This window comes from Shinella sp. GW835-FHT14H05, assembly GCF_058793575.1.
On record NZ_JBXAFY010000005.1, the window covers coordinates 129,593 to 153,795 of the forward strand.

At 64.8% G+C, this 24,203-nt stretch carries 23 protein-coding genes, 1 tRNA gene and 1 pseudogene; 15 read left to right on the top strand and 10 right to left on the bottom strand.

Features of this window, described 5'->3' with window-relative positions:
• Nucleotides 1-71 precede the first annotated feature (71 nt).
• The 4 genes from AC1Q6Z_RS17365 to rplU form a co-directional block, all read right to left on the bottom strand.
• Nucleotides 72-662, bottom strand: a complete 591-nt coding sequence (locus tag AC1Q6Z_RS17365) for a GNAT family N-acetyltransferase (protein ID WP_492648689.1) — start codon at nt 660-662, stop codon at nt 72-74.
• A complete protein-coding gene (locus AC1Q6Z_RS17370; protein ID WP_256120503.1) occupies nt 659-1,291 on the bottom strand; it encodes a GNAT family N-acetyltransferase in 633 nt (210 codons plus the stop codon). Before AC1Q6Z_RS17370 ends, AC1Q6Z_RS17365 begins: the two co-directional genes overlap by 4 nt.
• A gap of 124 nt (nt 1,292-1,415) precedes the next feature.
• A complete protein-coding gene (rpmA, locus tag AC1Q6Z_RS17375; RefSeq protein ID WP_134648437.1) occupies nt 1,416-1,685 on the bottom strand; it encodes a 50S ribosomal protein L27 in 270 nt (89 codons plus the stop codon).
• Between the two features lie 25 nt (nt 1,686-1,710).
• Nucleotides 1,711-2,082, bottom strand: coding sequence for a 50S ribosomal protein L21 (gene rplU, locus AC1Q6Z_RS17380; RefSeq protein ID WP_256120504.1), 372 nt, complete (start codon nt 2,080-2,082; stop codon nt 1,711-1,713).
• Between the two features lie 331 nt (nt 2,083-2,413).
• Here rplU and AC1Q6Z_RS17385 point away from each other — a divergent pair.
• From AC1Q6Z_RS17385 to AC1Q6Z_RS17395, 3 genes are all read left to right on the top strand, one after another.
• Nucleotides 2,414-2,503: transfer RNA gene (locus tag AC1Q6Z_RS17385), tRNA-Ser, on the top strand.
• A 101-nt stretch (nt 2,504-2,604) separates the two neighbouring features.
• Nucleotides 2,605-4,227, top strand: a complete 1,623-nt coding sequence (locus AC1Q6Z_RS17390; RefSeq protein ID WP_492648690.1) for an ABC-F family ATP-binding cassette domain-containing protein — start codon at nt 2,605-2,607, stop codon at nt 4,225-4,227.
• A 55-nt stretch (nt 4,228-4,282) separates the two neighbouring features.
• Nucleotides 4,283-4,654, top strand: coding sequence for a hypothetical protein (locus AC1Q6Z_RS17395; RefSeq protein WP_492648691.1), 372 nt, complete (start codon nt 4,283-4,285; stop codon nt 4,652-4,654).
• 3 nt (nt 4,655-4,657) lie between these two features.
• On the opposite strand, the gene AC1Q6Z_RS17400 is transcribed toward AC1Q6Z_RS17395, so the two are convergent.
• Nucleotides 4,658-5,059, bottom strand: coding sequence for a (R)-mandelonitrile lyase (locus AC1Q6Z_RS17400; RefSeq protein ID WP_492648692.1), 402 nt, complete (start codon nt 5,057-5,059; stop codon nt 4,658-4,660).
• Between the two features lie 97 nt (nt 5,060-5,156).
• On the opposite strand from AC1Q6Z_RS17400, the gene AC1Q6Z_RS17405 reads away from it, so the two are divergent.
• Nucleotides 5,157-6,365, top strand: coding sequence for a TIGR03862 family flavoprotein (locus AC1Q6Z_RS17405; RefSeq protein ID WP_492648693.1), 1,209 nt, complete (start codon nt 5,157-5,159; stop codon nt 6,363-6,365).
• An 8-nt stretch (nt 6,366-6,373) separates the two neighbouring features.
• Here the strand turns inward: AC1Q6Z_RS17405 and AC1Q6Z_RS17410 are convergent, their stop codons facing one another.
• Complete coding sequence (locus AC1Q6Z_RS17410) at nt 6,374-7,159, bottom strand: IclR family transcriptional regulator (protein ID WP_492648694.1); 786 nt, start codon at nt 7,157-7,159, stop codon at nt 6,374-6,376.
• 229 nt (nt 7,160-7,388) lie between these two features.
• Between AC1Q6Z_RS17410 and AC1Q6Z_RS17415 the strand changes: the two genes are divergently transcribed.
• From AC1Q6Z_RS17415 to AC1Q6Z_RS17450, 8 genes and pseudogenes are all read left to right on the top strand, one after another.
• Nucleotides 7,389-8,441, top strand: coding sequence for an ABC transporter substrate-binding protein (locus tag AC1Q6Z_RS17415; protein WP_492648695.1), 1,053 nt, complete (start codon nt 7,389-7,391; stop codon nt 8,439-8,441).
• A 33-nt stretch (nt 8,442-8,474) separates the two neighbouring features.
• The gene (locus tag AC1Q6Z_RS17420) at nt 8,475-9,983 is read left to right on the top strand and encodes a sugar ABC transporter ATP-binding protein (RefSeq protein WP_492648696.1); all 1,509 of its coding nucleotides are present in this window, start codon (nt 8,475-8,477) and stop codon (nt 9,981-9,983) included.
• Nucleotides 9,980-10,945 (top strand): ABC transporter permease, encoded by a 966-nt coding sequence (locus AC1Q6Z_RS17425; protein WP_492648697.1) that lies wholly within the window; start codon nt 9,980-9,982, stop codon nt 10,943-10,945. The genes AC1Q6Z_RS17420 and AC1Q6Z_RS17425 overlap by 4 nt, the downstream gene beginning before the upstream one ends.
• Nucleotides 10,942-11,883 carry an ABC transporter permease gene (locus AC1Q6Z_RS17430; RefSeq protein ID WP_492648698.1) on the top strand — a complete coding sequence of 314 codons (942 nt, stop codon included), beginning with the start codon at nt 10,942-10,944 and terminating at the stop codon, nt 11,881-11,883. Before AC1Q6Z_RS17425 ends, AC1Q6Z_RS17430 begins: the two co-directional genes overlap by 4 nt.
• Nucleotides 11,880-12,811 (top strand): annotated as a pseudogene (locus AC1Q6Z_RS17435) (amidohydrolase family protein). Before AC1Q6Z_RS17430 ends, AC1Q6Z_RS17435 begins: the two are co-directional and overlap by 4 nt.
• Nucleotides 12,804-14,105, top strand: coding sequence for an alanine racemase (locus tag AC1Q6Z_RS17440; protein ID WP_492648699.1), 1,302 nt, complete (start codon nt 12,804-12,806; stop codon nt 14,103-14,105). The pseudogene AC1Q6Z_RS17435 and the gene AC1Q6Z_RS17440 overlap by 8 nt, the downstream one beginning before the upstream one ends.
• A 27-nt stretch (nt 14,106-14,132) precedes the next feature.
• Nucleotides 14,133-14,477, top strand: a complete 345-nt coding sequence (locus AC1Q6Z_RS17445; RefSeq protein WP_492648700.1) for a RidA family protein — start codon at nt 14,133-14,135, stop codon at nt 14,475-14,477.
• A gap of 12 nt (nt 14,478-14,489) precedes the next feature.
• Nucleotides 14,490-15,503 carry a succinylglutamate desuccinylase/aspartoacylase family protein gene (locus AC1Q6Z_RS17450; RefSeq protein ID WP_492648701.1) on the top strand — a complete coding sequence of 338 codons (1,014 nt, stop codon included), beginning with the start codon at nt 14,490-14,492 and terminating at the stop codon, nt 15,501-15,503.
• Here AC1Q6Z_RS17450 and AC1Q6Z_RS17455 read toward each other — a convergent pair.
• Nucleotides 15,493-16,680 (bottom strand): hypothetical protein, encoded by a 1,188-nt coding sequence (locus tag AC1Q6Z_RS17455; RefSeq protein WP_492648702.1) that lies wholly within the window; start codon nt 16,678-16,680, stop codon nt 15,493-15,495. The two genes, AC1Q6Z_RS17450 and AC1Q6Z_RS17455, sit on opposite strands and share 11 nt — an antisense overlap.
• A gap of 348 nt (nt 16,681-17,028) precedes the next feature.
• Here AC1Q6Z_RS17455 and purU point away from each other — a divergent pair, with 348 nt between their 5' ends.
• On the top strand, nt 17,029-17,913 hold the full coding sequence (gene purU / locus AC1Q6Z_RS17460) for a formyltetrahydrofolate deformylase (RefSeq protein ID WP_492648819.1): 885 nt from the start codon (nt 17,029-17,031) through the stop codon (nt 17,911-17,913).
• A 650-nt stretch (nt 17,914-18,563) separates the two neighbouring features.
• Here the strand turns inward: purU and AC1Q6Z_RS17465 are convergent.
• Nucleotides 18,564-19,868: an NAD(P)/FAD-dependent oxidoreductase gene (locus AC1Q6Z_RS17465; protein WP_492648703.1), complete on the bottom strand. Its 1,305-nt coding sequence runs from the start codon at nt 19,866-19,868 to the stop codon at nt 18,564-18,566.
• Nucleotides 19,868-21,217, bottom strand: a complete 1,350-nt coding sequence (locus tag AC1Q6Z_RS17470) for a glutamine synthetase family protein (RefSeq protein WP_256119574.1) — start codon at nt 21,215-21,217, stop codon at nt 19,868-19,870. The genes AC1Q6Z_RS17465 and AC1Q6Z_RS17470 overlap by 1 nt, the downstream gene beginning before the upstream one ends.
• A gap of 178 nt (nt 21,218-21,395) precedes the next feature.
• Between AC1Q6Z_RS17470 and AC1Q6Z_RS17475 the strand changes: the two genes are divergently transcribed.
• A complete protein-coding gene (locus AC1Q6Z_RS17475) occupies nt 21,396-22,058 on the top strand; it encodes a GntR family transcriptional regulator (protein ID WP_439618129.1) in 663 nt (220 codons plus the stop codon).
• Here the strand turns inward: AC1Q6Z_RS17475 and AC1Q6Z_RS17480 are convergent.
• Complete coding sequence (locus AC1Q6Z_RS17480; RefSeq protein ID WP_492648704.1) at nt 22,055-22,762, bottom strand: MOSC domain-containing protein; 708 nt, start codon at nt 22,760-22,762, stop codon at nt 22,055-22,057. The genes AC1Q6Z_RS17475 and AC1Q6Z_RS17480 overlap by 4 nt on opposite strands.
• 147 nt (nt 22,763-22,909) lie before the next feature.
• Between AC1Q6Z_RS17480 and AC1Q6Z_RS17485 the strand changes: the two genes are divergently transcribed.
• Nucleotides 22,910-24,163, top strand: a complete 1,254-nt coding sequence (locus AC1Q6Z_RS17485; RefSeq protein WP_492648705.1) for an NAD(P)/FAD-dependent oxidoreductase — start codon at nt 22,910-22,912, stop codon at nt 24,161-24,163.
• Nucleotides 24,164-24,203 lie beyond the last annotated feature (40 nt).

Below are 24,203 nucleotides of genomic sequence, written 5' to 3' on the forward strand. Positions count from 1 at the left end.
CGAGGATGACGTCGGTGGGTGGGGAAACGGACCCTGGAAAACCGGGGCGGATCGCTCCGCCCCGGTCTGTTTTAGCGCCTCGGCGCCGCCGGGCGAAAATCGCCCGGCTCCAGCCGCGTTTCGATATGCGGAACCATGGCACCGCGGGCGACACTGAACACGTCGCTGCAGCCGGTGATGCGGAAGCCCGTCTTTTCCTGCACCCGCAGCGAGGCGAGGTTGTCGGCGAAGATGCCGGAGTGGATGTCCGTGCCCGGCATGCGCATGAGGAACCGTGCCGTCGCCCCATGCACCGCCTCGCTCATATAGCCCCGCCCCCAATAGAAGCGGTTCAGCCAGTAGCCGAGTTCCCATCCGTTGCCGCGCCGCTCGAAGACGACGCAGCCGATATGCACGTCGTCTCCCGCGGTGATGGCGAGCGCCCAGCCCTCGTAGAGATCGGTGGTGGCGATCGAAAGCCATTCGCTCGCATCCTGCCGATCATAGGGTGCCGGCACGCGGGCCAGCATGCGCGAGACCTGGAAGTCGCCGAGCGACTGCGCGATCGCATCCGCATCGGACATGCGGTGCGGGCGCAGCGCCAGGCGCGGGGTCGTGATGGTCGGGCAGGCACCGGGGCCGGTGCTGCGCTCGACGTTCATCGGGGTCTGCATGGCGTTCATCGCATCCCTCCCCAGCTCTTCAGCGAGACCCAGGTCTTGCGGTCGAGCCTGTACCATTCGACGGGAACCATGCCGCCGACCGAGAGGCTCTGCACCATGCCGGTCGCCTGGAACTGGAAGCCGCACTTCTGGATGACCCGCCGCGAGGGGATGTTCATGACCCGGCACCGCGCGTCGATCTGCTCGACATCGCGGGTGCGGAAGACCATGTCGATCAGCGCGTGGGCCGCCTCGGTGACATAACCCTGGTTCCAGTAGGGCTCGCCCAGCCAATAGCCGAGCTCGACGGTGCGTCCGTCCTCATGCGGCTCGATACCGCAGCAACCGAGGAAGGCGCCGTTGTCGGCTTTGGTAATGGCATAGACGCACTTGCCAATCGCGCCGGCGCGTGTGCGTCGCACGAAATCGGCGGCATCCGCCACCGTATAGGGGTGGGGCATGCGGGCGACCATGTTGGCGATATTGGCGTTGTTGGCGAGATGGGCAAGGGCGTCGATGTCGTCTTCGTGCGGGGCTCTCATGACGAGCCGCGGCGACAGTAAGATCGGGCAATCGGTCCTTGGCCGTTCAGGCCTCAGCCTTTCCTTGGGAGACCTTGATTGGTCGTCCCGCAACAATTCGGTCTGCATGGCTCAGTCCTCCAGAGCAAAAAGGGGAGATGGGTCTTGCCCCATCTCCCCTTTTTTCTTCAGGCCTGAACCTGTAGCGTCAGCCGGGTCAATGAGACGCCGGCTGTTTTAGAGCGCTACCGGCTTATTCCGCTGCTTCCGCTTTCGGGGCGACAGACACGTAAACGCGACCGTTGGCCTTCGTACGGAAATTCACATTGCCAGCCGTAAGTGCGAAGATCGTGTGATCCTTGCCGAGGCCGACATTGGCACCGGGATGCCACTGCGTGCCACGCTGGCGGACGATAATGTTGCCTGCGAGGACGGCTTCGCCGCCAAACTTCTTCACGCCAAGGCGCTTGGACTCGGAATCGCGACCGTTGCGCGAGGAACCGCCAGCTTTCTTGTGTGCCATGGGAGTTCTCCTTTACCTGTCCGGATTATTCGGCTGCTGCTTCGGCTGCGGGTTCAGACTTCTTGGAAGCCTTCTTCGCTTTGCCGGCGGCTGCGATGTCGATGATGCGGACAGTCGTGTTGTGCTGACGATGACCACGCGAACGCTTCGAGTTCTGGCGACGACGCTTCTTGAAGGCGATGACCTTCTTGGCGCGGCCATGCTCGACGACTTCGGCCGTCACGATGGCGCCTTCGACGAAGGGCGCACCGATCGTGGCATCGGCGCCAACGCCGACCATCAGCACTTCGGTGAATTCGATCTTTGCACCAGCGTCGCCCGACAGCTTTTCAATCGTCAGAACGTCGTTGGCGGCCACGCGGTACTGCTTACCGCCGGTCTTGATGACTGCGAACATTTTATATCCTTTCATGTTCGTGCCGGCTCTTTGCCCGTCAAGGCAAGGCCGTCTTTTTATCAGTCGCTCGGAATGGCGATGCATTGGCGCATCGCCGGCTCAAACGGTTCCTTGCGGAATACCAATAAGGCATGGCACAAAGAACCAGCGTCGCGGCACAAGTGAGACCTATGCCACTGCACCTTGCGCAATAGGTGAGGCGATGAAAACTGTCAAGGGAATTTCCGTCACCGTGACAAATAGATGAACATTCCTCGGGCGATCCCCCTTGCAAGCCCGTCCCACACCCGCTATGTACCGCCCCGCGTCGAAGGGCGCCGACCGACTATGCGGAGAGGTGGCAGAGTGGTCGAATGCACCGCACTCGAAATGCGGCATACCTGCAAGGGTATCGTGGGTTCAAATCCCACCCTCTCCGCCATATCTTCCCGCCATCACTGCATGAATTTGCCGGCTTGCCGCATGGACTTTGTGCACTGCGTCATGGCATAGGGCGCGGGACACGACGAGGCCCGTTTTTTCATGATCCGCATCGAGAATATCAGCAAGTCCAACAGCCACCGTATCCTGTTCATCGAGGCGTCCGCTGCGTTGAACCGGGGGGAGAAGATCGGGCTGGTCGGGCCGAACGGGGCCGGCAAGACGACGTTGTTCCGCATGGTCACGGGCCAGGAGCAGCCGGACGAGGGGCAGGTTTCGGTCGAGAAGAATGTTTCTGTCGGTTATTTCAGCCAGGATGTGGGCGAGATGGCGGGGCGTAGCGCCGTCACCGAGGTGATGGACGGGGCGGGGCCGGTGAGCACGGTCTCGGCGGAACTGCACGCACTTGAGGCGGCGATGGTCGATCCGGACCGGCTCGACGAGATGGATACGATCATCGAGCGCTATGGCGAGGTGCAGGCGCGTTACGAGGAGCTCGATGGTTATGGGCTGGAGAGCCGGGCGCGGGAGGTTCTGGCGGGGCTGAGCTTCAGCGAGGAGATGATGGACGGTGACGTCGGCAAGCTTTCCGGCGGCTGGAAGATGCGTGTGGCGCTCGCCCGCATTTTGCTGATGCGGCCGGATGTCATGCTGCTCGACGAGCCGAGCAACCATCTCGATCTCGAAAGCCTGATCTGGCTGGAGCAGTTTTTGAAAGGCTATGACGGCGCGCTTTTGATGACCTCGCATGACCGCGAGTTCATGAACCGCATCGTCACGAAAATCATCGAGATCGACGCCGGGTCGCTGACGACCTATTCCGGCGACTACGGCTTCTACGAGCAGCAGCGCGCGCAGAACGAGAAGCAGCAGCAGGCGCAGTTCGAGCGCCAGCAAGCGATGCTCGCCAAGGAAATAAAATTCATCGAGCGTTTTAAGGCGCGCGCCTCGCATGCCGCCCAGGTGCAGAGCCGGGTGAAGAAGCTCGACAAGATCGAGCGCGTCGAGCCGCCGCGCCGGCGCCAGACGGTCATGTTCGAGTTCCAGCCAGCGCCGCGCTCGGGCGAGGACGTGGTCAATCTCAAGAACGTGCACAAGGCCTATGGCAGCCGCTCGATCTACCAGGATTTCAGTTTTCTCATCCGCCGCCGCGAGCGCTGGTGCGTGATGGGCGTCAACGGTGCGGGCAAGTCGACATTGCTGAAGCTCGTCGCCGGTGCCGCCACGCCGGACGAGGGCAGCGTGACGATCGGGGCCAGCGTCAAGGTCGGCTATTTTGCACAGCATGCGATGGATCTTCTCGACGGCGAGATGACGGTGTTCGAATGGCTGGAGAACGAGTTTCCGCGCGCCGGGCAGGGGCCGCTGCGCACGTTGGCCGGCTGCTTCGGCTTTTCCGGCGATGATGTCGAAAAGCGGTGCCGGGTGCTCTCCGGCGGCGAGAAGGCGCGGCTGGTGATGGCGGCGATGCTGTTCGATCCGCCGAACTTCTTGATCCTCGACGAGCCGACGAACCATCTCGATCTCGACACCAAGGAAATGCTGATCAAGGCGCTGGGGGAATACGAGGGCACCATGCTCTTCGTTTCGCACGACCGCCATTTCCTCGGCGCCTTGTCGAACCGTGTGCTCGAATTGAACGGTGACGACGTGCATCAATATCCGGGCGGCTACGTCGAATATGTCGCCCAGACCGGCCATGAGGCACCGGGCGTTCCGGGCTGACGCTTGCGGCCATTTGCGCTATGAATCCGGGCGGGCAGCCTGACCGGAAGCGCGAATGCAGCGAGAGAATCGCGTGCATGAGGGCGCCATGCGCAGCGGGCAGCGCTACGGGCTCGACTATACGCCGCTCTTCAAATTCCTGCTTTCCCGCGTCGGTGAGGAGTGGGATGGTGTGCATGCCGAGGCAGTGGCGCGGCTCGACAAAGTGGAGCCGATTTCCTGGATGGTGGCGCGCTCGGAGGCGGAGAAAAAGTCCTTCGTGCGGATCGGCGAGAGTTCCTATTACAGCGGGCTCTTCGTCGATGCCGAAAACCGGCTGCTGCTGGTCGATCCGGATTTGCGCGTCGAGCATATGGAGCCGCGCTGTGCCTGCTGCACGCACACGTTCAACGGCATTCCCTTCACGCGGAAATACGCGGCGCCCTGACCGTCAGGCCGCGCCGCGATATTGCTCGTCCGTCACCTGCTCCAGCCAGGTCACAGGCGAACCGTTTTCCGATTCGGCGATGGCCACATGGGTCATGGCGGTCCTGTCGGTGGCGCCGTGCCAGTGCTTTTCGCCGGGCGGGAACCAGACGACGTCGCCGGGGCGGATTTCCTCGATCGGCCCGCCCTCGCGCTGCGCCCAGCCGAGGCCGGCGGTGACGATAACGAGCTGGCCGAGCGGATGCGTGTGCCAGGCGGTGCGGGCACCCGGCTCGAAGGTGACGATCGCGCCGCCGGCGCGTCCGGGCGCTTCTGCCTTGAAGGGCGTGTCGAGGCGCACCTTGCCGGTGAAATAATCCGCCGGGCCGGGCGTCGAGGGGCTGGTGCCGTTGCGCTTGATGTCCATGTCCGTCTCCTTCACGTCTCGCGCGACCATACACGGCTGGCGGAGCCGCCGCAGACGATTTATGAGGACGGCCAGGGTTTTCAAGGCGGGACGCGGAATGGACAAGCGGCGCATCGGGATCGTCGGCGGCGGGCCGGCCGGGCTGATGGCGGCAGAAATGCTGTCGGCGCGCGGCCACGCGGTGACCGTGCTGGAGGCGATGCCGACGATCGGGCGCAAATTTCTGCTGGCAGGCAAGTCGGGTCTCAACCTCACCCATTCGGAAGCCTATGAGCGCTTCGTCACCCGTTTTGGCGCGGCGAACGAGCATCTGCGCGTGGCGATCGATGCCTTCACGCCGGAGGATCTGCGGGCCTGGGCGCTCGGGCTTGGCACGGAAACCTTCGTCGGCACGTCCGGCCGCGTGTTTCCGATCGTCATGAAGGCCTCGCCGCTGCTGCGCGCCTGGCGGGCGCGGCTGGAAAATCAGGGCGTCGATATCCGCGTGCGTCACCGATGGCACGGTTTTGCGCCGGAGGGTCTTCTCGTCGAGACGTCGGAAGGCATGACGACGATGGAATTCGATACGGTGCTTCTGGCGCTCGGCGGGGCGAGCTGGCCGCGGCTTGGTTCAGATGCGGCCTGGGTCGATACGCTTGCGGAAAGGGGCGTCGGGATCGCGCCCTTGCGTCCGGCCAATTGCGGCTTCGACGTGGATTGGTCACCGTTTTTCGTCGAAAGATTTGCCGGGGCGCCGGTCAAGGGTGTCATGGCGCATTCGGCGGCGGGTGCCATTCCCGGCGAGTTCGTCGTGTCGAAGTCGGGTGTGGAGGGCAGCCTGATCTATGCCCATGCCGCCACCTTGCGTGATGCGCTGGAGCAGAACGGGATTGCGACGCTCGTGCTGGATCTGGCGCCGGGGCGGGCCATCGAGCGCCTTGCCGGTGATCTTGCACGCCAGGGCGGCAAGGCGAGTTTTTCCAGCCGGCTGCGCAAGGGGGCGGGGCTCGACGGCGTCAAGGCGGCGCTGCTGCGCGAATGTTTCCCCGATGTTTCCACCATGACGCCGGAGGCGCTGGCAGCGGCGATCAAGGCTCTGCCGATCCGGCTCGTGCGGCCACGGCCGATTGCCGAGGCGATTTCGTCGGCCGGCGGCATTCGCTTCAATGCGATCGACGCGGCCTATATGCTCAAGGCGCTGCCGGGCGTCTTCGTCGCGGGCGAGATGCTCGACTGGGAAGCGCCGACCGGCGGCTACCTGCTCACGGCCTGTTTTGCCACCGGACGCGCCGCGGCTTTTGGAATCGATAGCTGGCTATCCAACTGATTTGCGAGTCAGCCGCGTTTTGGCCGCGTCGGCGCGTGGTTTAGGCTGGCCGCGGCTTCCTTCAGCCGGGCGAGATAGCGGTCCCGGTTGGCAAGGCCGTCGTCGCGCGGCGTGACAAGGCAGAGCGTTGCGGCCGCGTGGCCTTCTTCATCCATCACAGGCACGGCGAAACAGTGGGTAAAACTGTCGACGATGCTGTTGAAGGTGAAAAAGCCTTCGCGCTCGGCCTGGCGCACTTCGGCGAGGAAGTGCTGGGGATCAAGCCATTCGCCGCTTGGCAGGCGGAAATCCTGCGACGGGATGAAAGCGAGAATGTCCTCATCCGTCCGATGCGCGACGAGCAGGCGGCCGGAGGCCGTCCACGGGATCGGCACGGATTGGCCGATATCCGTCGAGATGCGGAAGGGCCGGGCGCCTTCCCGCATGCGCACCACCGTGTATTTGTTGCCATCCAGCATGCAGAACTGTGCCGTCTCGCGTGTCTCGTCGGCCAGCCGCTCGAGCACCGCCTCGCATTCGCGGGTGAAGTCGAAATGGTTCTCGTAGGCAGCACCCAGGAAATAGAGTTTGCGCCCGAGATAGACGCGGCCCTCGCCGCCGGTGAATTCGAGGATGCCGTTGCGCAGAAGCAGGTTCACCAGCTCGTAGACCGATGAGCGCGGCGCGCCGATCTGCGCGGCGATCTCGTTCGGCTTCAGCGCCTGGCGCTTCTGGCGCAGGAAATCGAGGATCTCGAAGGCGCGGTCGAGACCGCGGGCGCGCTTGCCGGCTGCTTCATCCAGAACTGCATCCATTCCCGTCGGTCCCTGCCTTTTCGTCCCGTCCACGCTTCTCACGCCGCCCGTGACATCTGTCAATCCGCATGCTTGCGCTCCCGCAGCGCGAAATTTCCGCACCCCTCTTGCGAGGCGGAAAAAACGGCATAAGATCGCGTCGTCCAGTATTTAGATCATCTGTACGTTATATTGGACAAAGACGGATGGCAAGCCCGTTCCTGCTGCCGCACAAAAAAGGGGATCGACAATGAACAATCTTGAGAACAGCCGCCGCCTCCTCGCGGGCGCTGCCGCCGCCACGGCGCTCCTTGTGTTTTCCGCCGGCACCGCGTCCGCCGCTGCCAATTGCATCAAGGGCGACCGCAAAGCACCCTATACGGTCGGCTGGGCGAACATCTATTCGGTGCCGACGTGGATGAAGCAGACGGAAGGCACGATTTCGGCCGAAGTGGAGGAATTGAAGAAGGCCGGCCTCGTGAAGGACCTGATGATCACGGACGCGCAGGGCAATGCGCAGACGCAGATCCAGCACATCCAGTCGATGATCGACGCCAATGTCGACGCCATCGTCGTCATCGCCGGCTCTTCCAACGCGCTCGACCGCGTGATTTCGGATGCCTGTGACAAGGGCATCGCCGTCGTGAACTTCGACAGTCTCGTCAACACGGACAAGGTGACGGCGAAGATCAACACCGATTCCAACGAATGGGGCGCCACCGCCGCCAAATGGATGGTCGAGCAGCTCGGTGGCAAGGGCAAGATCATCATCATGAACGGCCCCGCCGGCATTTCCGTCAGCGACGACCGCCGCAAGGGCGCGCAGCCGGTGCTCGATGCCAATCCGGGCCTCGAAGTCATCACCGAGACGAACACGGAATACAACGTCGCCCCCGCGCAGGAAGCAATGACCAGCCTGCTCTTCGCCAATCCGGAAATCGACGGCGTGCTGTCGCTCGGCGGCGCCCTTTCGGCCGGCTCCGTCATGGCTTTCGATCGCCAGGGCCGCGAACAGGTGCCGACGAGCGGCGAGAACGCCCGCCAGTTCCTGGAACTGTGGAAGGAAAAGGGCCTGAAGGGCTGGGCCACCATGCAGCCGAACTGGCTTGGCGCGCTTTCGGTCTATACAGCCGTGCAGGCGCTGGAAGGCAAGGACGTGCCGGCCTTCATCAAGGTGCCGCTGCCGGTCATCGACGACAGCACGATCAACGGCTATCTCGCCCGCGCCGCCGATTTCCCGGCCGACGGCTATATCTACTCGGATTACGACAAGGCGCTGTTCGACAAGCTGCTGGCCCAATAATCCGGTAGAGTAATTCGCGTGAAGGATGCCGTGATGACGGAGCAAAAACCCCTGCTGGAAGCCCGGCAGGTGTTCAAGGGATTTTTTGGCAATCCCGTTCTGAAGGGCGTCGATATCGCCCTTCATCCTGGCAGGGTGCATGCCCTGCTGGGCGAGAACGGTGCCGGAAAATCCACGCTGATCAACCTGCTTTCCGGCGCCCTCCAACCGGATAGCGGCACGATTTCCGTCGATGGCAAGCCGGTCGGGCGCTTCAGCCCGGCCGGCGCGCGCGCGGCCGGTATCGCCGTGGTGCAGCAGGAGCTGAGCCTCACGGCGGACCTGTCGATTGCCGAAAATATCGGGCTCGGCGCCTTCCCGCGCCGGTTCGGCCTCATCGATTACCGGGCGCTTCATCGCGGCGTGCGCGACGTCTGCGATATGGTGGGCCTCACCGAGCCGCTGGACATGCCGGTGGCGGACCTGGCCCTTGGCCGCCGCCAGATGGTGGAGATCGCCAAGGCGCTGTTCCGCAAGCCGCGCGTGCTGATCCTCGACGAGCCGACCTCCTCGCTTTCCGCCCACGAGGCCGGCATTCTCGCCCGGCTGATCGGGACGCTGCGCGATCGCGGCACCGCCCTTCTCTATATTTCCCACCGCCTCAACGAGGTGCAGGCGCTTTGCTCCCACGTCACGGTGCTGAAGGACGGCGGCGTCACCGCCGACCAGTCGCTTGCCGGCATCGACGGCGAGGGGCTGGTGCGCCTGATGGTCGGCCGCGAGACCGGCGATCTCTTCCCGCCGCGCCCGGCCGCCAATCCCGGTGCGACGCGCATCGGCGTCGAGAATTTTTCGGCGGGCCTCGTGCGCGATATCGGCTTTTCCGCACGCGCCGGTGAAATCGTCGGCATTGGCGGGCTCGTCGGGCAGGGGCAGGAAGACCTGCTGCTCGGTCTCTACGGCGCCATCCCCGCCAAGGCCTCCAAGGCCGAAGTTTCCGGCAAAGCCGCGCTGCCCGCCCATGTCGGCGAGGCGAATGCTGCGGGCATTGTCTATGTGCCGGCGGACCGCAAGCATGAGGGGCTGGTGCTGCCCCATTCCATCGCCTCCAACCTCATCCTCCCTTCGCTCGGCCGCCTTGCCCGGGGCGGTTTTCGCGATCGGGGTGCGGAGGCCGAGCTGATCGCCGATCTGGCGCGCCGGCTGACCATTAAGGGCGACGTCGCCCGCGCGGTTCAGGCGCTTTCCGGCGGCAACCAGCAGAAGGTGGCGCTCGCCAAATGGCTGCCGCTCGATCCTTCCGTCCTGCTGCTCAACGATCCGACGCGCGGCGTCGATATCGAGACCAAGCGCGAAATCTACCTGATGCTGCGCACCTTCGCCGCCGAAGGGCGGCTCGTCATCCTCGCCAGTTCCGATACGCCGGAGCTCGTACATCTCTGCGACCGCGTCGTGGTGCTCCGCGAAGGCCGCGTTGCGGCAGCGCTTGTCGGCGACGCGATCAGCGAAGAGGCGATCGTCGGCGCGGCCATGGGCGTCAACACGCAGGGAGCCGCCGCATGAGCGCTGTTTCATCCTTCGGCTGGCTCTACGGCGCGATCCAGCGCCGCCGCAATCGCAGCCTCGGTGGCCTCTATCTGGTCGTCGCCGCTTTCCTCATTCTCTATGCGGTGCTCTTCCCGGGCATTCTCTCCGTCGGTGGCTTTTCCAAGTTCACGCAGAACTGGTTCCCGCTGGCGCTTGTCACCATGGCGCAGGCGCTGCTCATGCTGAATGGCGGCATCACGCTGGTGATCGGGCCGCTGGTCAGCCTCGGCGCGGTGATCGCCGCAACCACGATGGGAACCGCACTCGGCGTGCCCGGCGGCATTCTCGCCGTCGCCTTCGCGGGTCTCGCGATCGGCGCTGTTACCGGCGCCATCGTCGCCCATCTCCGGCTGCCGGCGATCATCGTCACGCTCGCCGGTTCCTTCATCATCACCGGCGTGGCGCTCATCCTGCTGCCGCGTCCCGGTGGCTTTATTCCGGATTGGCTGTCGACCACGCTCGCCGGCCACACGCCCGTCGCCTTCCTCCTGCTCGTTGTCATCGTGCTCGCCTGGAAAGCGTTTCTCGCGACACCGCTCGGCCTCGGCATCTACGCGGCCGGCGATAACCCGATCGGGGCCTTCCGCTCCGGCGTGCCGGTCGAGCGGGTGAAGATCGTCGCCTTCGCCCTATCCGGCCTTCTGGCGGCCCTTGCCGGCCTCTTCGTCGCGGCGCAGACGGGGTCGGGTGATCCGGTCATCGGCACGCCCTTCACGCTGAACTCCATTGCCGCGGCCGTGCTCGGCGGCGTCGGCTTCCTTGGCGGCAAGGGCACGATGCGCGGCGCGATCTGCGGCAGCCTGCTGCTTTCTGTCATGATCAACGTGATGTTCTTCCTCGGCTTCCCGCCCGTCGCGCAATATATCGCGCAGGGCCTGATCATTGTCGGCGCCATCGCGGTGCCGGAGCTTCTTGCAAAGGGGAGGGCGAGGCGATGAATGCCGTGAAATCCCTTTTCCGCAATCCGCCGCTGCTGACCTTCCTTCTGGTGGCGCTCGTCTGGCTCGTTGCGAGCCTGACGCTGCGCGGTTTCGGCGCCTATGGCCATCTGCGCTACCTGCTGGAGCTTGCTGCCGTCATTGGCATCGCGGCCGCCGGCCAGACGCTCGTCATCCTGATGGGCGGCATCGATCTCTCGGTGGGCGCCGTCATCACCGTCACGGCGATCCTGCTGCCGCTCATCTCGCCCGCCTGGGATCCGACCGGCCTCGTCGGCATCGCGCTGGCGCTGTCGATTGCCACCGGCATCGGTTTCCTCAACGGCGCGGGTGCGGCCTATCTCCGCGTGCCGCCGATCATCATGACGCTCGCCATGGCGACGTTCCTTCAGGGCCTGCTCGTCATCGTGGCCGGCGGCAGCGCCGTCACCGTCAGTAATCCGGCGGTCATCCTGCTCGGACAGGCGCGGCCGCTCGGCATCCCGGCCGGCGTCATACTGTGGCTCGTCGTTTCGGCCGTCGTGCTGCTGCTCATCCACCGCATGCCGATCGGTGCGCGCTTCCTGGCGCTTGGGGCCAATCCGCTGGCCGCCCGGCTTTCCGGCGTCAGCGTCACGCGCAACACGCTGGTCCTCTATGCGCTGTCCGGCTTCTTCGCAGGGCTTGCCGGCATTCTGGTGCTCGGCATGAATCGCCAAGGCTATGTCGGCATCGGCGATCCCTATCTGTTGACGTCGATTGCCGCCGTCGTGCTCGGCGGCACCTCCATTCTCGGCGGGCGCGGCACCTATGCCGGCACCATTCCGGGCGCCATTCTGCTCGTCACCACGACCGCCCTCATCACCGTCGTCAACGCCTCGCCCGGCTGGCGGTCGATCATGTTCGGCACGCTGATCCTGGCGCTTCTCCTCATTTCCGGCCGCGAGGCGCGGCGATGATGGCACGTTATGACGGCCCGGTGATCGACCCGCATCACCACCTCTGGGACCTCGCGCTGAAGCGTCATCCGTGGCTCGAAAAGGCGGAGGCCACCGGCGGCCTCGCGCCGATCCTGCGCAACTATGGCATCGAGGACTATCGGGCCGATGCGGCTCGCCAGAATGTTGTCACCACCGTGCATGTGGAGGCCGGCTGGTCGGACGCACATCCGCTGGAGGAAAGCCGCTGGCTCGATGGCTTCGACCGCAGCACCGGCATTGCCCACCGCTACGTCGCCCGGGTTCCCCTCGATGGCCCGGATGCGATACGCCTGCTGGAGACCGAAGCGGCAAACCACAACGTCGTCGGCATCCGCGATATCGTCAGCTGGCATCCTGACCCGGCTAAGAGCTTTGCGCCACGCGCCCATCGCATGGCCGATCCCGCCTGGCGGGAGGGGCTTGCCCATCTCTCCCGCCTCGGCCTCGTTTTCGACCTGATGCTCTTTCCCTGGCAGATGGAGGAGGCGCTCGACCTCGTGCGCACTTTCCGGAAACGCATTTCGTGCTCAACCACTGTGGCAGCCCGATCGATCGCACGGATGAGGGCATGGCCCTTTGGCGCAGCGGCCTGCGGGCACTCGGGCGTGAAGAGAACGTGCGGCTGAAAATCTCCGACCTCGTCGCCTATGACAATGACTGGACGCTCGAAAGCCTGCGCCCGGTGATCGACCATTGTCTTGATTGTTTCGGCCCGGCACGCGCGATGTTCGCCAGCGATTTCCCGGTCGCCGGGCTGCATGCCTCCTTCGACGAGGTCTATGGCGTCTTCCGCACCGTGGCCGCATCCCTCTCGCTTGCGGAGCAGCGCGCTTTGTTCTTCGCGACCGCCAACGATACCTACCGCCTCGGAATTGCCGAGGCGGTCAGAGGAGAAATGCATGTCTGACCTGCAAACGAACGGCCCATTGATCGACGACCGCATCCGCGGTTTTCCGCCGGGTCACGCGCCCTTGTCGCTCGATGCGATCGGCGGGCAGGGGTGGAAACCCTATGACGGGATGATGGCGCTGCCGTTGATCTCGCTTGACCGGCAGGCTTTTGCGAAAAACGTCGCGCTGATGATGGCCTGTGTGAAGGACCACGCCGTCGAGATCGCGCCGCATGCCAAGACGCCGATGTCGGTGGGTGTTTCCGATGCTCTCATCACCGCCGGCGCCTGGGGCACGACGGTTGCCGATATCCGCCAAGCCGCCGTGCTGCTGAAGGCCGGCCAGCGCCGGCTGATCCTTGCCAACGAGATCGGCGGCACCGCTGCGGCGCGCCGGCTGGCCTCCCTGCTTGCCGCCTATCCCGAAGCGGAGCTGCATATATTCGTTGATTCCGTTGCCCTCGTCGAAGCCTTGCGGGCGGCCTGGCAGGAACGGCAGGACCTGCCGCCGCTCGGGCTCCTGGTGGAGCTTGGCGCCGGTCGTGCCGGTGCGCGCAGCCTTGAGGCCGCGGGCAATATCCTTGACGCGATCCTCGCGACGGAGACGACCCGTTTCGGGCTGAGCGGCATCGCCGCCTATGAAGGCGCTGCCGCCACCGCGGATGCGGCGGAAACCCTGCGCCGGATCGATGCGCTGATGGCGATGACCGCGGCCTTCCTGCCGCAGGTTCGTGCCCGCATCGGCCCGGAGCGCCCGCTTCTGCTGACGGCCGGCGGCTCGGTCTTTTTTGACCGGGTGGTCGCCGGGCTTTCTGCTGCCGTCGCGGCCGATCCCGCCTGCCGTCTGGTGCTGCGCAGCGGGGCGATCTTCTTCCACGATCACGGCGTCTATGAGCGTGGGCTTGCCGGCCTCGATGATCGCGGCGGTTTCCGCGTCGGCGGGGAAACGATCTCGGCCGCGCAAGGCTTTCAGCCGGCGCTGCGGGTCTGGGCGGAAGTCCTCTCCCTGCCGGAGCCGGGGCTGGCGATCTGCGGCATGGGCCTGCGCGATGTCGCGATCGACCAGGGCTTGCCGCGACCGCTTGCGCTTTATCGCGACGGTGCACCGCTTGGCGATTTTACCGGTGCGGAGGTGCTGCGCCTCAACGACCAGCACGCCTTCGTGCAGCTTGCCGGCGATGGCGTCCGCATTGGCGACGTGGTCGAATTCGGCATTTCGCATCCCTGCACCTGCCTTGACCGGCACGCCATTCTCTACGGCCTCGATCCCGACCACACGGTCACGACGGCCTATCTCACCAGCTTCGGCTGATCTTCCCAAGCAGAAAGGAATTCCCCCATGATCCAACGCTACCAGAAGGGCTCGCGCATGAGCCAGGCCGTCAGCTTCGGTGGGCTCGTCTATATTGCCGGCCAGGTCGCGGAAGACCGCAAGGCCGGCATCGAGGGCCAGACGGGCGACGTGCTTGGCAAGATCGACGCCCTCCTGAAGGAAGCCGGCACGAATCGCTCGAAGCTGCTCGCCGTAAACGTCTTCCTGCCGGCGATCGTCGATTTCGAGGCGATGAACGGCGTCTATGATGCCTGGATCGACCCGGAAAATCCGCCGGCGCGGGCCTGCGTCGAGGCGCGGCTGGCGGACCCGGACCTGCGCGTCGAAATGACCGCCGTCGCCGCCCTCTGACGGGAGACGCAAATGCACAGTGGCATCGTCAATCCGATCGATTTTGCGCAGGATGGCCGGCTGGCCGGGCATCTAGCCATTCCCTATTCGGTCGACCGTTCGCCCTATTATCAGATCCGCATCCCGATCCTGCGCCTGAAGAACGGCGCAGGGCCGAGCGTGCTGCTGATGGCGGGCAACCATGGCGATGAATATGAGGGCGAGCTCCAGCTCGGGCGGCTGATGCGTTTGCTCGATATCGACAAGATCCGCGGCGCCGTCACCATTTTGCCGATGGCCAACCTGCCGGCGGTGATGGCGGCGAAGCGCTGCTCGCCTTTCGATGGTGGCAATCTCAACCGGGCCTTTCCCGGCGATCCGGCCGGCACGCCGACGGCGCGGATGGCGCATTTCCTCGAACACACGCTTTTCCCGGCGCATGACGTGGTGCTCGACCTGCATTCGGGCGGCACGTCCATGGCGCACCTGCCCTGCACGCTGATCGAGCGGCAGGCGGATGCCGCGCGTTTCGAGCGCTCGGTTTCGCTGATGCGGGCGATGGGGGCCTCGCATGCCTTCATCGCGGACAACGGGCCGACGGCGCCGACCTCGATGGGGGCTGCGGGCCGGGCCGGCACGATCGGCCTTTCCGGCGAATTCGGCGGTGGTGGCACGGTGACGCCGGAGACGATGGCCTTCACGGCTGCTGCAATCGACCGGCTGCTGGTTGCTCTCGGCCTTGTCGAAGTGCCGGTTCTGTCGCGGGCTCCATTGCCGGCGCCGCAAGCGTTGCAACTGCTTTCGCTTTCCCGCCACAGCCAGGGCATCTATGCCAGCCGGCGCGGCTGGTTCGAGCCGGCGGTGGCGCTGGGGGCGGTGGTTTCGGCGGGCGATCTTGCCGGCTGGTATCACGATCTCGAACGGCTGGAGCAGGCGGAAGAGGCGCTGCACTTTGCCGAAGGCGGCATCGTCATTTCCCATCGCCTGCATTGCGACAGCCAGGCCGGCGACTGCCTGATCCAGGTTGCCGAGCCGATCACCGGCTGATCGCGTCGACGGCCTCCTTGACCCAGTCGAGACGTTTGGCCGGGATGAGCCCGTAATTGTAGAAATTCACGCCATCGGCGCCCGCGTCGATGGCGGCCTTGGCGCGTGCGGCGAGGATCGCCGGCTCGCCGACCTCGGGGTAAAAGACGCGCAGGCCGAGCCCGAGGAATTTTTCTTCACCCAGCGCGGCCCGGCCGGTGCGGATGACCTCGCCGACGGCCTCCGGCGTCATGTCGTAGCAGCAGAGGATCGCGCCGTCGCAGAGGTCTCCCACGGCTGCAAGATCGATGCCGCCGAGCCAGCCGTCCTTGAGGTCGATCAGCACGATGCGGGTCGCGGGGTCTGCGGCCGCTTTGATCTCGCCGATCAGGCGCGTCACCGGCTCGCTGCGCCAGGCGAGGAAGGCGTGCAGGTCCGGGTGGTCGCGGAAGGCGTCGATGCCGGCTTCGGGGAAATCCGGGAACTGTTTCTCCGGCACGGCCCGCTCGCAGAGTTCGGCGATGAAGCGGGCGACCGTCCTGCGGGCGCCTTCCACCGGCACGCCCGCTTTTTCGGCGCGGGCGGTGCAATGGTCGCAGAAGCAGAGCGACAGCAGGAAATCATCCTCGGCATTGAGGCCGACGCCGTCTTTTTCGTGGTGATATTCGTGCGCGAAACCCATGAAGTTCGGGCTTTCGAGCTCCAGCATGTCGGGTTTGTAATTCGTCGTGATGTCGCGCACGAGGGTGACGACATAGTCGCGTGCGGCCGGGCTCGATGGGCAGAGATTGTAATAGTTGGCGTTGCCAAAGGCGTTTCGGGTGACGTGGTCCGGGTGCAGCATGCCGAGGCGGCTGTTGTGCAGGCAGACCGTCCAGCACGAGACCTTCAGGCCGGTTTTTTCGCGCGCCGTCGTCAGCGCCGCTAGCATATCGCCGCGTTCGGCGACGTTTTGCGCCATCAGCGGGCGGATGGTCTTATCCTCCCAGAGCGTTTCGTCGGGGCGGAAATAGACGGTGCCGTCTTCCGGGAAATAGGCCTTCTGCGTCGGGCTGCGCGGCTGCAGGAAGCGGCCGGCGTGGTAGGAGGTCGCAAGGCTCACCGTGTTGAGGCCGGCGCGGCCGGAAAGCTCGGCGGCAAAGGCCTCCAGCCCCTGGTCCTGGATGTCCCAGGGGTAGGTCCACATGGAAAGATGCATGGCGGGCTCCTGTCGAATCTGTCCATTTTATAGAACATGTGTCCATAATAGTGTCCAGATGGATTTTCGGCGGCCTTGCATTGCTGAAAGAATCGGCGCGCCGCACCCCTCATGGCGGAGCCTTTCCCGGCGTCGCAAACAGGCGAGGGCCGGTCTCTTGGCATTTTCGACGCATTGGATGTCGCGAACCGGAGGGATTCCTTGCAAGAGGCGGCGTAGCTTCTCGTCATTGCAGGGGCTTGCGCTGGCGCGAGCGGCCTGAAATATGCGCCATGCCGCTTGTGCGGCCGCATGAGAAGGGGATCGCCGATGCTTGCCCCAGCATCGGCCGAACGCGAGATGGAACCGATGAAGAGCCATGTGCTGACCGTATCCTGCCAATCGACCCGCGGCATCGTCGCCGCGATCACCGGCTACCTCGCCGAGAAGGGGTGTTATATCTCCGACAGTTCGCAGTTCGACGACCTGGTGACGGGCCTGTTCTTCATGCGCCTCACGTTCCTCTCGCAGGAAGGCGTGTCGGAGGAGGAGATCAAGTCCGGCTTTGCTGCCGTCGGCAAGAAATTCGCGATGACCTACCGCTTCAACGACAGCGACGAGCGCATGAAGGTGCTGCTCATGGTGTCGCGCTTCGGCCATTGCCTGAACGACCTGCTCTACCGCTGGAAGATCGGCGCGCTCCCGATCGACATCGTCGGCGTCGTCTCCAATCACTTCGATTACCAGAAGGTCATCGTCAACCACGACATCCCCTTCCACCACATCAAGGTGACCAAGGAGAACAAGCCGCAGGCCGAAGCCCGGCTGATGGAAGTGGTCGAGCAGTCCGGCGCGGAGCTCATCGTGCTCGCCCGCTACATGCAGGTGCTGTCGGATGCCGTGTGCAAGAAGATGTCGGGCCGAATCATCAACATCCACCACTCGTTCCTGCCGTCGTTCAAAGGTGCCAACCCTTACAAGCAGGCCTTCGAGCGCGGCGTGAAGCTGATCGGTGCCACGGCGCACTACGTTACCGAGGATCTCGACGAAGGTCCGATCATCGAGCAGGACGTCGCGCGCATCACCCATGCGCAGTCGGCGGAGGATTATGTCTCGATCGGCCGTGACGTGGAGAGCCAGGTTCTTGCGCGCGCGGTGCACGCCCATATCCACCACCGCGTTTTCATGAACGGCAACAAGACCATCGTCTTCCCGCCGAGCCCCGGCTCCTACGCTTCCGAGCGCATGGGCTGATAATCGCCTCCGCATGGCCGTCCTTCCGCGCATGGCGGGACGGCCCGCAGGGGTGCCCACCGGGTTCACAGAATATCCCGTCCGGAGAGCCGCGCGAAAGCGTTGCCTCTGGGAATTGAAAAATGGTGGCTTCGCTTTCGCGCGGCCCCAGGCGTCCTTCGGAGGTGGTCTCGCCTCCTTCAGGCGTGGTGAAAGCTTCGCTGCACGGCTGGCGATGAGCCAGACCGCTTGCATGGCGGACCCAAACCGACCCCGCGACCCGGGGAAGGGGGAAGCCTTTCACGCCACAGGGTGATTATCCCCACAGCGCGTCCCACGCCTCTTCCGCTTGCTGCCGCACGTACCGGCTATCCACGAAAGCGCCTCCTCCCGCCCGCATCGACACGTTACGCGATCCGTCCGGCGGCGGAAGGATGGTCAGGATAGGCGAGGTTTTGGGGATGGGGAAAATGGGGAGGGTAAATTTTTCGGAATGGTGCGGAGAACCCCCCTCTGGCCTGCCGGCCATCTCCCCCACAAGGGGGGAGATTGGATGGAGCAACGTCCCGCCCATCACAGAGGGTAGAGTTTGGGCGCTGTTCAGGCCTCTTGCCGATCTCCCCCCTTGTGGGGGAGATGCCCGGCAGGGCAGAGGGGGGTATCTACGCTGACTACAGCCCGAAGGCATCCTTGAACTGATACCACCAGGAACCGATGGTCGAATACTGGGCGCGGAACATGCGGCCGCCGGGGAAGGGGATCCACGGCAACTTTTCGAACTGGCTGAAGCGGGAGAGGTCGCCGTCGATGGCTTCCGAGAGGATGCGGCCGAAGAGGTGGGAGCCGGTGACGCCGTGGCCGCTGTAGCCGTGGGCGAAATAGGTGTTCTTGCCGATCTTGCCCATCTGCGGCACGCGGGAGAAGGAGAGGGCGAAATTGCCGCTCCAGGCGTAATCGATCTTCACGCCCTTCAGCGAGGGGAAGACCTTTTCGAGGTTCGGGCGGATTTTTGCGCGCACGTCCGCCGGGTCGGTGCCACCATAGACGGTGCCGCCGCCGAAGATCATGCGCTTGTCGGCCGACAGGCGGAAATAATCGAGGATGTAGCGCACGTCCTCGACGCACATGTCGGAGGGGATGAGCGCGTCGGCGCGCTCGCCGAGCGGCTCGGTCGCGACCATCTGGGTGGAGACCGGCATGACGCGCGAGACGAGTTTCGGCACGACATGGCCGAGATAGGCATTGCCGCAGAGCACGGCGACATTGGCTGTCACGCTGCCCCTGGCCGTGTGGATCACCGGCTTTTCGGCCTCGTGCTCGACGCGGGTGACGGGCGACTGTTCGTAGATCACGCCGCCGAGCGATTCCAGCGCCTTGGCCTCGCCGAGCGTGAGGTTCAGCGGGTGCATGTGGCCGCCGGTTGTGTCCAGCATGCCGCCGACATAGGCATCCGTGTTGACGAGCTTGCGGATCGCCGCCTTGTCGAGCATCTGGTGGTCGTCCATGCCATAGCTCTTCCAGAGCGCCTTCTTGTGCTCCAGGTCCTTCATATGGGCGGGCGTATAGGCGGCGTAGATGTTGCCGACCTTCATGTCACAATCGATGTCGTATTGCGAGACGATGCGGCGGATGATCTTGCCGCCCTCCTGCACGAGACCGCCGACGAAGGCTCCAGCCTGATCGCCGTAACGGCGCTTGATGGTGTCGAGGCTGGCATTGAGGCCGTTGACGATCTGGCCTCCATTGCGGCCCGAGGCGCCCCAGCCGATGCCGGCACCTTCGACGACCACGACCTTGTAGCCCTTTTCGGCGAGGTGGATGGCGGTCGACAGGCCGGAATAACCGGCGCCGAGCACGGCGACATCGGCGGTCACCGCGCCTTCGAGCACTTTCGGCGTGCGCACGATGTTGCGGGAGGCGGCGTAGTAGCTGTCAGGATAGGTGCCGTTGCCGGCATAGGATTCATTCGTGGCCATCAGACGATTTCCAGGTAGGCGCTGAATTCGAAGTCGGTCACCTGTTCGGCGAAACCGGCGATTTCCTGCCGCTTGCAGGCGATCAGCATGGAGCGAAGATCCGCGTCAAAAATTTCGGAGACGATCGAGCCGTTTTCGAAGGCGGTGACGGCGGAACCCCATTCGGAGGGGATACGCGGCAATTGCGAGAGATAGGCGCGGCCCGAGACCGGTGCCGGCGGCTCCCATTTGTTGCGGATGCCGACGAGGGCCGCACCCAGGATGCCGGCCATGACGAGATAGGGGTTGGCGTCGGCGCCGGCGACGCGGTGCTCGATGCGGCGCGCCTTGTTGCTGCCGCCGGGAATGCGGATGGCGGCGGTGCGGTTCTCGTAGCCCCAGGAGACGGAGGTCGGCGCGTGGGTATCGGGGCGCAGGCGGCGGTAGGAGTTGAAATGCGGTGCGAAGAGCAGCGTCGATTCCGCCATGCCGCGCGTGAGCCCCGCGACGGCGTGTTTCATGATGTCGGAGCCTTCCGCGCTGCCATCGTCGAAGACATTGTTGCCGTCGGCGTCGATCAGGCTGAAATGCATGTGCATGCCGGAGCCGGAGCGCATGCCGTAGGGTTTTGCCATGAAGGTGGCGGCAAAGCCGTGCTTGCGCGCGATGCCCTTGACGATGCGCTTGAAGAACAGCGCGTCGTCGGCGGCCTTCAACGGATCGTCGGAATGCATGAGGTTGATTTCGAACTGGCCGATGCCGTTTTCGGCGACGGCCGAATCCGCCGGCACGTTCTGGCGCTCGCATTCCGCATAGACGTCGGAGAAGAACTGGCCGAAATCGTCGAGCTCGTCGATCGACAGGATGGCGTCGGAATCCAGCCGCTTGCCGGTATAGGGCGAGATCGGCGGCTGCGCATGGTCGGGCTCGGCGTCGATCAGGTAGAATTCCATCTCGGAGGCGACAACGGGGCGCAGGCCGAGCTCGTGATATTGCCGCACGATGTTGGCGAGCGCCTGGCGCGGGTCGGCGAGGAAGGGCTCGCCGTTTTCCTTGAACAGCCAGAGCGGCACGACGGCGGAGGGTTTCAGCGTCCAGCTCACCGGAAGAGCCCCGCGGCCGGTGGCGGCACAGATGCCGTCCATGTCGCCCGAGGCGAAGACGTGGCTGGAGCCGACGATGTCCTCGCCCCAGACATCGACGCCGACGATGGACAGCGGCATGCGGATGCCGCCCTTCAGCACCTTTTCCGCCTGGCCGACGGGCACGCGCTTGCCGCGCAGGATGCCGTTCAGGTCGCAGACGACGGCTTGAATGCTCTCCACGCCGTCGGCGGTGATCAGCCAGTTGGATTCTTCGCTCGGGGTCATCGTTTTTTCCATATCACATAATTATTTTTGTGATCACATTTCGAAAATATGCACACTTTCTTGTCGCCGGTCAAGCTGCTAGAACCTGTTTCGAGGGATAGGATAACATCCGCAAGCCGGTGACAGGAGGGATGGATTGGGCAATTTGGCGCTTGAGCCGCTGGACCGGCCGGACGGCATGACGACGCATGAATATGCGCACCGTCGGCTTCGTCAGGCGATCATGGTGGGCTCGATCCGGCCGGGCGAATCACTCACCATCCGCGGCATTGCCGAAGCCATGGAAAGCAGTCCGACGCCGGTGCGCGAGGCGCTGCGCCGGCTGAGCTCCGAAGGGGCGCTGAGGGTGCTCGACAACCGCCGCATCATGGTGCCGCGCATGACGGCGGACCGGTTCGGCGAGCTCGTTTCTCTGCGTTCCGTGCTGGAGCAGCATGCGGCGCGCCGCGCCGTGCCGCATATCACCGAACGCCGCATCGACCGGCTGGCCGAGATCGACAAGGCGCAGGACGAGGCGATCCGGCGCAAGGACAATGCGACGGCGCTGCTGTTGAACCAGGAATTCCATCGCACGCTCTACAGCGCCAATCCCGAGCAGGTGATCATGCCGATGGTGGAGAGCATCTGGCTCCAGCTCGGCCCCTTCCTCGGCATCGCCATGGAACATGTCGCGCAGCTCTATTTCGTCGATCGCCATGTGGAGGCCATCGAGGCGCTGCGCAAGCGCGACGAGGATGCCGTGGCGGCGGCGATCAAGGCCGATATTTCCGAGGGCATCGGCGGCTTCGAGCGGGCGGCGATCGAGAACCTGCTGCGGCTTGCCGGGCAGTCGGTCGCTTAGTCCGCGGTCACGGCATCGCCGCGGCTGATGCGGCCCGGGCCGACCACCTTCGCCAGCACCCCGAAACCGCCGCCACCATGTTTGGCGATGGTGTGCAGGACATCCTTGTCGAAGGGGATGCCGGGCTGGCCCAGCGCCGTGAAGGCGCAGCGGGTGCAGGGCTCGGTGATTTCGACGGTCGCGTCGCCGATCCGCAATGCTTTTCCAATGAGCCGCTGTTCGACGAAATCGATGTCGTTGTCGTCGGTTTGCACGAGGATGTTCGGGCGGAAGCGCCTGATGTCGATGATCGCCGTCGGCAGCAGGGCTTGCAGGCGCGCGAGCGATGCGGTGGTGAGGATGTGCAGGTGGCCGCGATCGTAGCGCGGTGCGGTGCCCGCCTCGCCGAAGGGCCGGAAGCGGACGGGAAAGCCGAGATGATCCGATGCCGCTGTGTCGGCGGGCGGCGAGGGGACGGGATGCCATGTTGTGCCATCCTGGCTGATCTCGGGGCCGTCGGCGCCCAAGCGGGATTGAAGGCCCGGGACGGGTCGCCAGCGCCGTTCGGTTTCCGGTGCGGCGACTGCGGCGCTGTCCGCGTCGAAGAGGCCCCATTGCCGGTCGCCGGCAATGCCGGTGTCGTCGAGGTCGGCGGTTTGCAGCCGTTCGCCCGTCAGCGAACTGACCGGGTAGCGCCAGAGTTCGCTTGCCGTGCCAAAGCGCATGCCGTGTCCTTTCGGGTCTCTCGTCGTGGCGCGAGGCTATCGCCCCGGCCGCCTGCGTCAAGGCGCTTTGCCGCAAGCAAGCGGCTTGCATCCCGCATTCGGGCCATGCAATGGATCAGGGACGTGAATGTGGACTAGGGGCAGCACATGAAGACGGATGTCATTGTTCTCGGCGCAGGCGTGATCGGCATTTCGACCGCGATCCATCTGGCACGGCGCGGCAAGTCGGTGGTGCTCGTCGATCGCCGCGGTGCCGCGGAAGAGACCTCCTACGGCAATGCCGGCCTGATCCAGCGCGAGGGCGTCTTCCCCTATGGTTTCCCGCACGATTTTGGCGCGCTGTTCCGTTATGCGCTGAACAACACGATCGATGCGCATTACCACCCGTCGGCCATTCCCGGCATCATTCCGTTCCTGGCGCGCTACTGGTGGCATTCCGGCTTCCGCCAGCACCAGAGCATCGCCCATCTCTATGCGCCGCTGATCGAGAACTCGATTTCCGAACATGCCGACCTGATCGCGGCGTCCGGTGCCGACGATCTCATCCGCAAGGATGGCTGGATGAAGGTGTTCCGTTCGGAGAAGGCGCGCGATGCGGCCTATGCGGATGCGGAAAAACTGTCCGCCAATTTCGGCGTCAACCACCAGAAGCTGACGACGGCGGATGTGGCTTCTGCCGAACCCTCCATCCGCGCGGAACTCACCGGCGGCCTGCGCTGGACCGACCCCTGGTCGATCCTCGATCCGCAGAGCCTGATGAAGCGCTACCTCGCCTATTTCCAGTCGCTCGGCGGCACGCTGCAATCGGGCGATGCGGCGACGATCGAACATGTGCTGGAAGGCGAGGGCTGGCGCATCGCCACGCCCGAAGGCCCGCTCGAAGGCAAGGAAGTGGTGGTGGCGCTTGGCCCCTGGGCCGATACGGTGACGCGCAAGCTCGGCTACCGTTTCCCGCTCGCCGTCAAGCGCGGTTACCATATGCATTATGGCGCGGAAGAGGGCGCGCATCTCAACAACTGGGTGCTCGATGCCGAGCGCGGCTATTTCCTGGCGCCCATGCAGCGCGGCATCCGGCTTACCACCGGCGCCGAATTCGCCAAGCGCGATACGCGCAAGACGCCGGTGCAGTTGCGCCGGGCGGAAAAGGTGGCACGCGAATTCTTCCCGCTCGCCGAGCGGCGCGACGAGGAGCCGTGGATGGGCTGCCGCCCCTGCACGCCGGACATGATGCCGATCATCGGCAAGGCCCCGCGCCATTCCGGCCTCTGGTTCGCCTTCGGCCACGCCCATCACGGCATGACGCTGGGGCCGATCACCGGGCGCGTTCTGGCGGAGAAGATGCTGGGCGAGCGCACCGTCATCAACATCGGTCCGTACCGGCCGGAGCGGTTCATCGCCTGACGGAGGAGAGGTTGCGGGTCGTGGTTGTAGGTCGTTGAGG

Excerpts from the sequence above, each read along its gene's own strand:
- AC1Q6Z_RS17365 (WP_492648689.1), bottom strand. The coding sequence starts at position 662 with ATGAACGCCATGCAGACCCCGATGAACGTCGAGCGCAGCACCGGCCCC.
- AC1Q6Z_RS17370 (WP_256120503.1), bottom strand. The coding sequence starts at position 1,291 with ATGCAGACCGAATTGTTGCGGGACGACCAATCAAGGTCTCCCAAGGAA.
- rpmA (WP_134648437.1), bottom strand. The coding sequence starts at position 1,685 with ATGGCACACAAGAAAGCTGGCGGTTCCTCGCGCAACGGTCGCGATTCC.
- rplU (WP_256120504.1), bottom strand. The coding sequence starts at position 2,082 with ATGTTCGCAGTCATCAAGACCGGCGGTAAGCAGTACCGCGTGGCCGCC.
- AC1Q6Z_RS17390 (WP_492648690.1), top strand. The coding sequence starts at position 2,605 with ATGATCCGCATCGAGAATATCAGCAAGTCCAACAGCCACCGTATCCTG.
- AC1Q6Z_RS17395 (WP_492648691.1), top strand. The coding sequence starts at position 4,283 with ATGCAGCGAGAGAATCGCGTGCATGAGGGCGCCATGCGCAGCGGGCAG.
- AC1Q6Z_RS17400 (WP_492648692.1), bottom strand. The coding sequence starts at position 5,059 with ATGGACATCAAGCGCAACGGCACCAGCCCCTCGACGCCCGGCCCGGCG.
- AC1Q6Z_RS17405 (WP_492648693.1), top strand. The coding sequence starts at position 5,157 with ATGGACAAGCGGCGCATCGGGATCGTCGGCGGCGGGCCGGCCGGGCTG.
- AC1Q6Z_RS17410 (WP_492648694.1), bottom strand. The coding sequence starts at position 7,159 with ATGGATGCAGTTCTGGATGAAGCAGCCGGCAAGCGCGCCCGCGGTCTC.
- AC1Q6Z_RS17415 (WP_492648695.1), top strand. The coding sequence starts at position 7,389 with ATGAACAATCTTGAGAACAGCCGCCGCCTCCTCGCGGGCGCTGCCGCC.
- AC1Q6Z_RS17420 (WP_492648696.1), top strand. The coding sequence starts at position 8,475 with ATGACGGAGCAAAAACCCCTGCTGGAAGCCCGGCAGGTGTTCAAGGGA.
- AC1Q6Z_RS17425 (WP_492648697.1), top strand. The coding sequence starts at position 9,980 with ATGAGCGCTGTTTCATCCTTCGGCTGGCTCTACGGCGCGATCCAGCGC.
- AC1Q6Z_RS17430 (WP_492648698.1), top strand. The coding sequence starts at position 10,942 with ATGAATGCCGTGAAATCCCTTTTCCGCAATCCGCCGCTGCTGACCTTC.
- AC1Q6Z_RS17440 (WP_492648699.1), top strand. The coding sequence starts at position 12,804 with ATGTCTGACCTGCAAACGAACGGCCCATTGATCGACGACCGCATCCGC.
- AC1Q6Z_RS17445 (WP_492648700.1), top strand. The coding sequence starts at position 14,133 with ATGATCCAACGCTACCAGAAGGGCTCGCGCATGAGCCAGGCCGTCAGC.
- AC1Q6Z_RS17450 (WP_492648701.1), top strand. The coding sequence starts at position 14,490 with ATGCACAGTGGCATCGTCAATCCGATCGATTTTGCGCAGGATGGCCGG.
- AC1Q6Z_RS17455 (WP_492648702.1), bottom strand. The coding sequence starts at position 16,680 with ATGCATCTTTCCATGTGGACCTACCCCTGGGACATCCAGGACCAGGGG.
- purU (WP_492648819.1), top strand. The coding sequence starts at position 17,029 with ATGAAGAGCCATGTGCTGACCGTATCCTGCCAATCGACCCGCGGCATC.
- AC1Q6Z_RS17465 (WP_492648703.1), bottom strand. The coding sequence starts at position 19,868 with ATGGCCACGAATGAATCCTATGCCGGCAACGGCACCTATCCTGACAGC.
- AC1Q6Z_RS17470 (WP_256119574.1), bottom strand. The coding sequence starts at position 21,217 with ATGACCCCGAGCGAAGAATCCAACTGGCTGATCACCGCCGACGGCGTG.
- AC1Q6Z_RS17475 (WP_439618129.1), top strand. The coding sequence starts at position 21,396 with ATGACGACGCATGAATATGCGCACCGTCGGCTTCGTCAGGCGATCATG.
- AC1Q6Z_RS17480 (WP_492648704.1), bottom strand. The coding sequence starts at position 22,762 with ATGCGCTTTGGCACGGCAAGCGAACTCTGGCGCTACCCGGTCAGTTCG.
- AC1Q6Z_RS17485 (WP_492648705.1), top strand. The coding sequence starts at position 22,910 with ATGAAGACGGATGTCATTGTTCTCGGCGCAGGCGTGATCGGCATTTCG.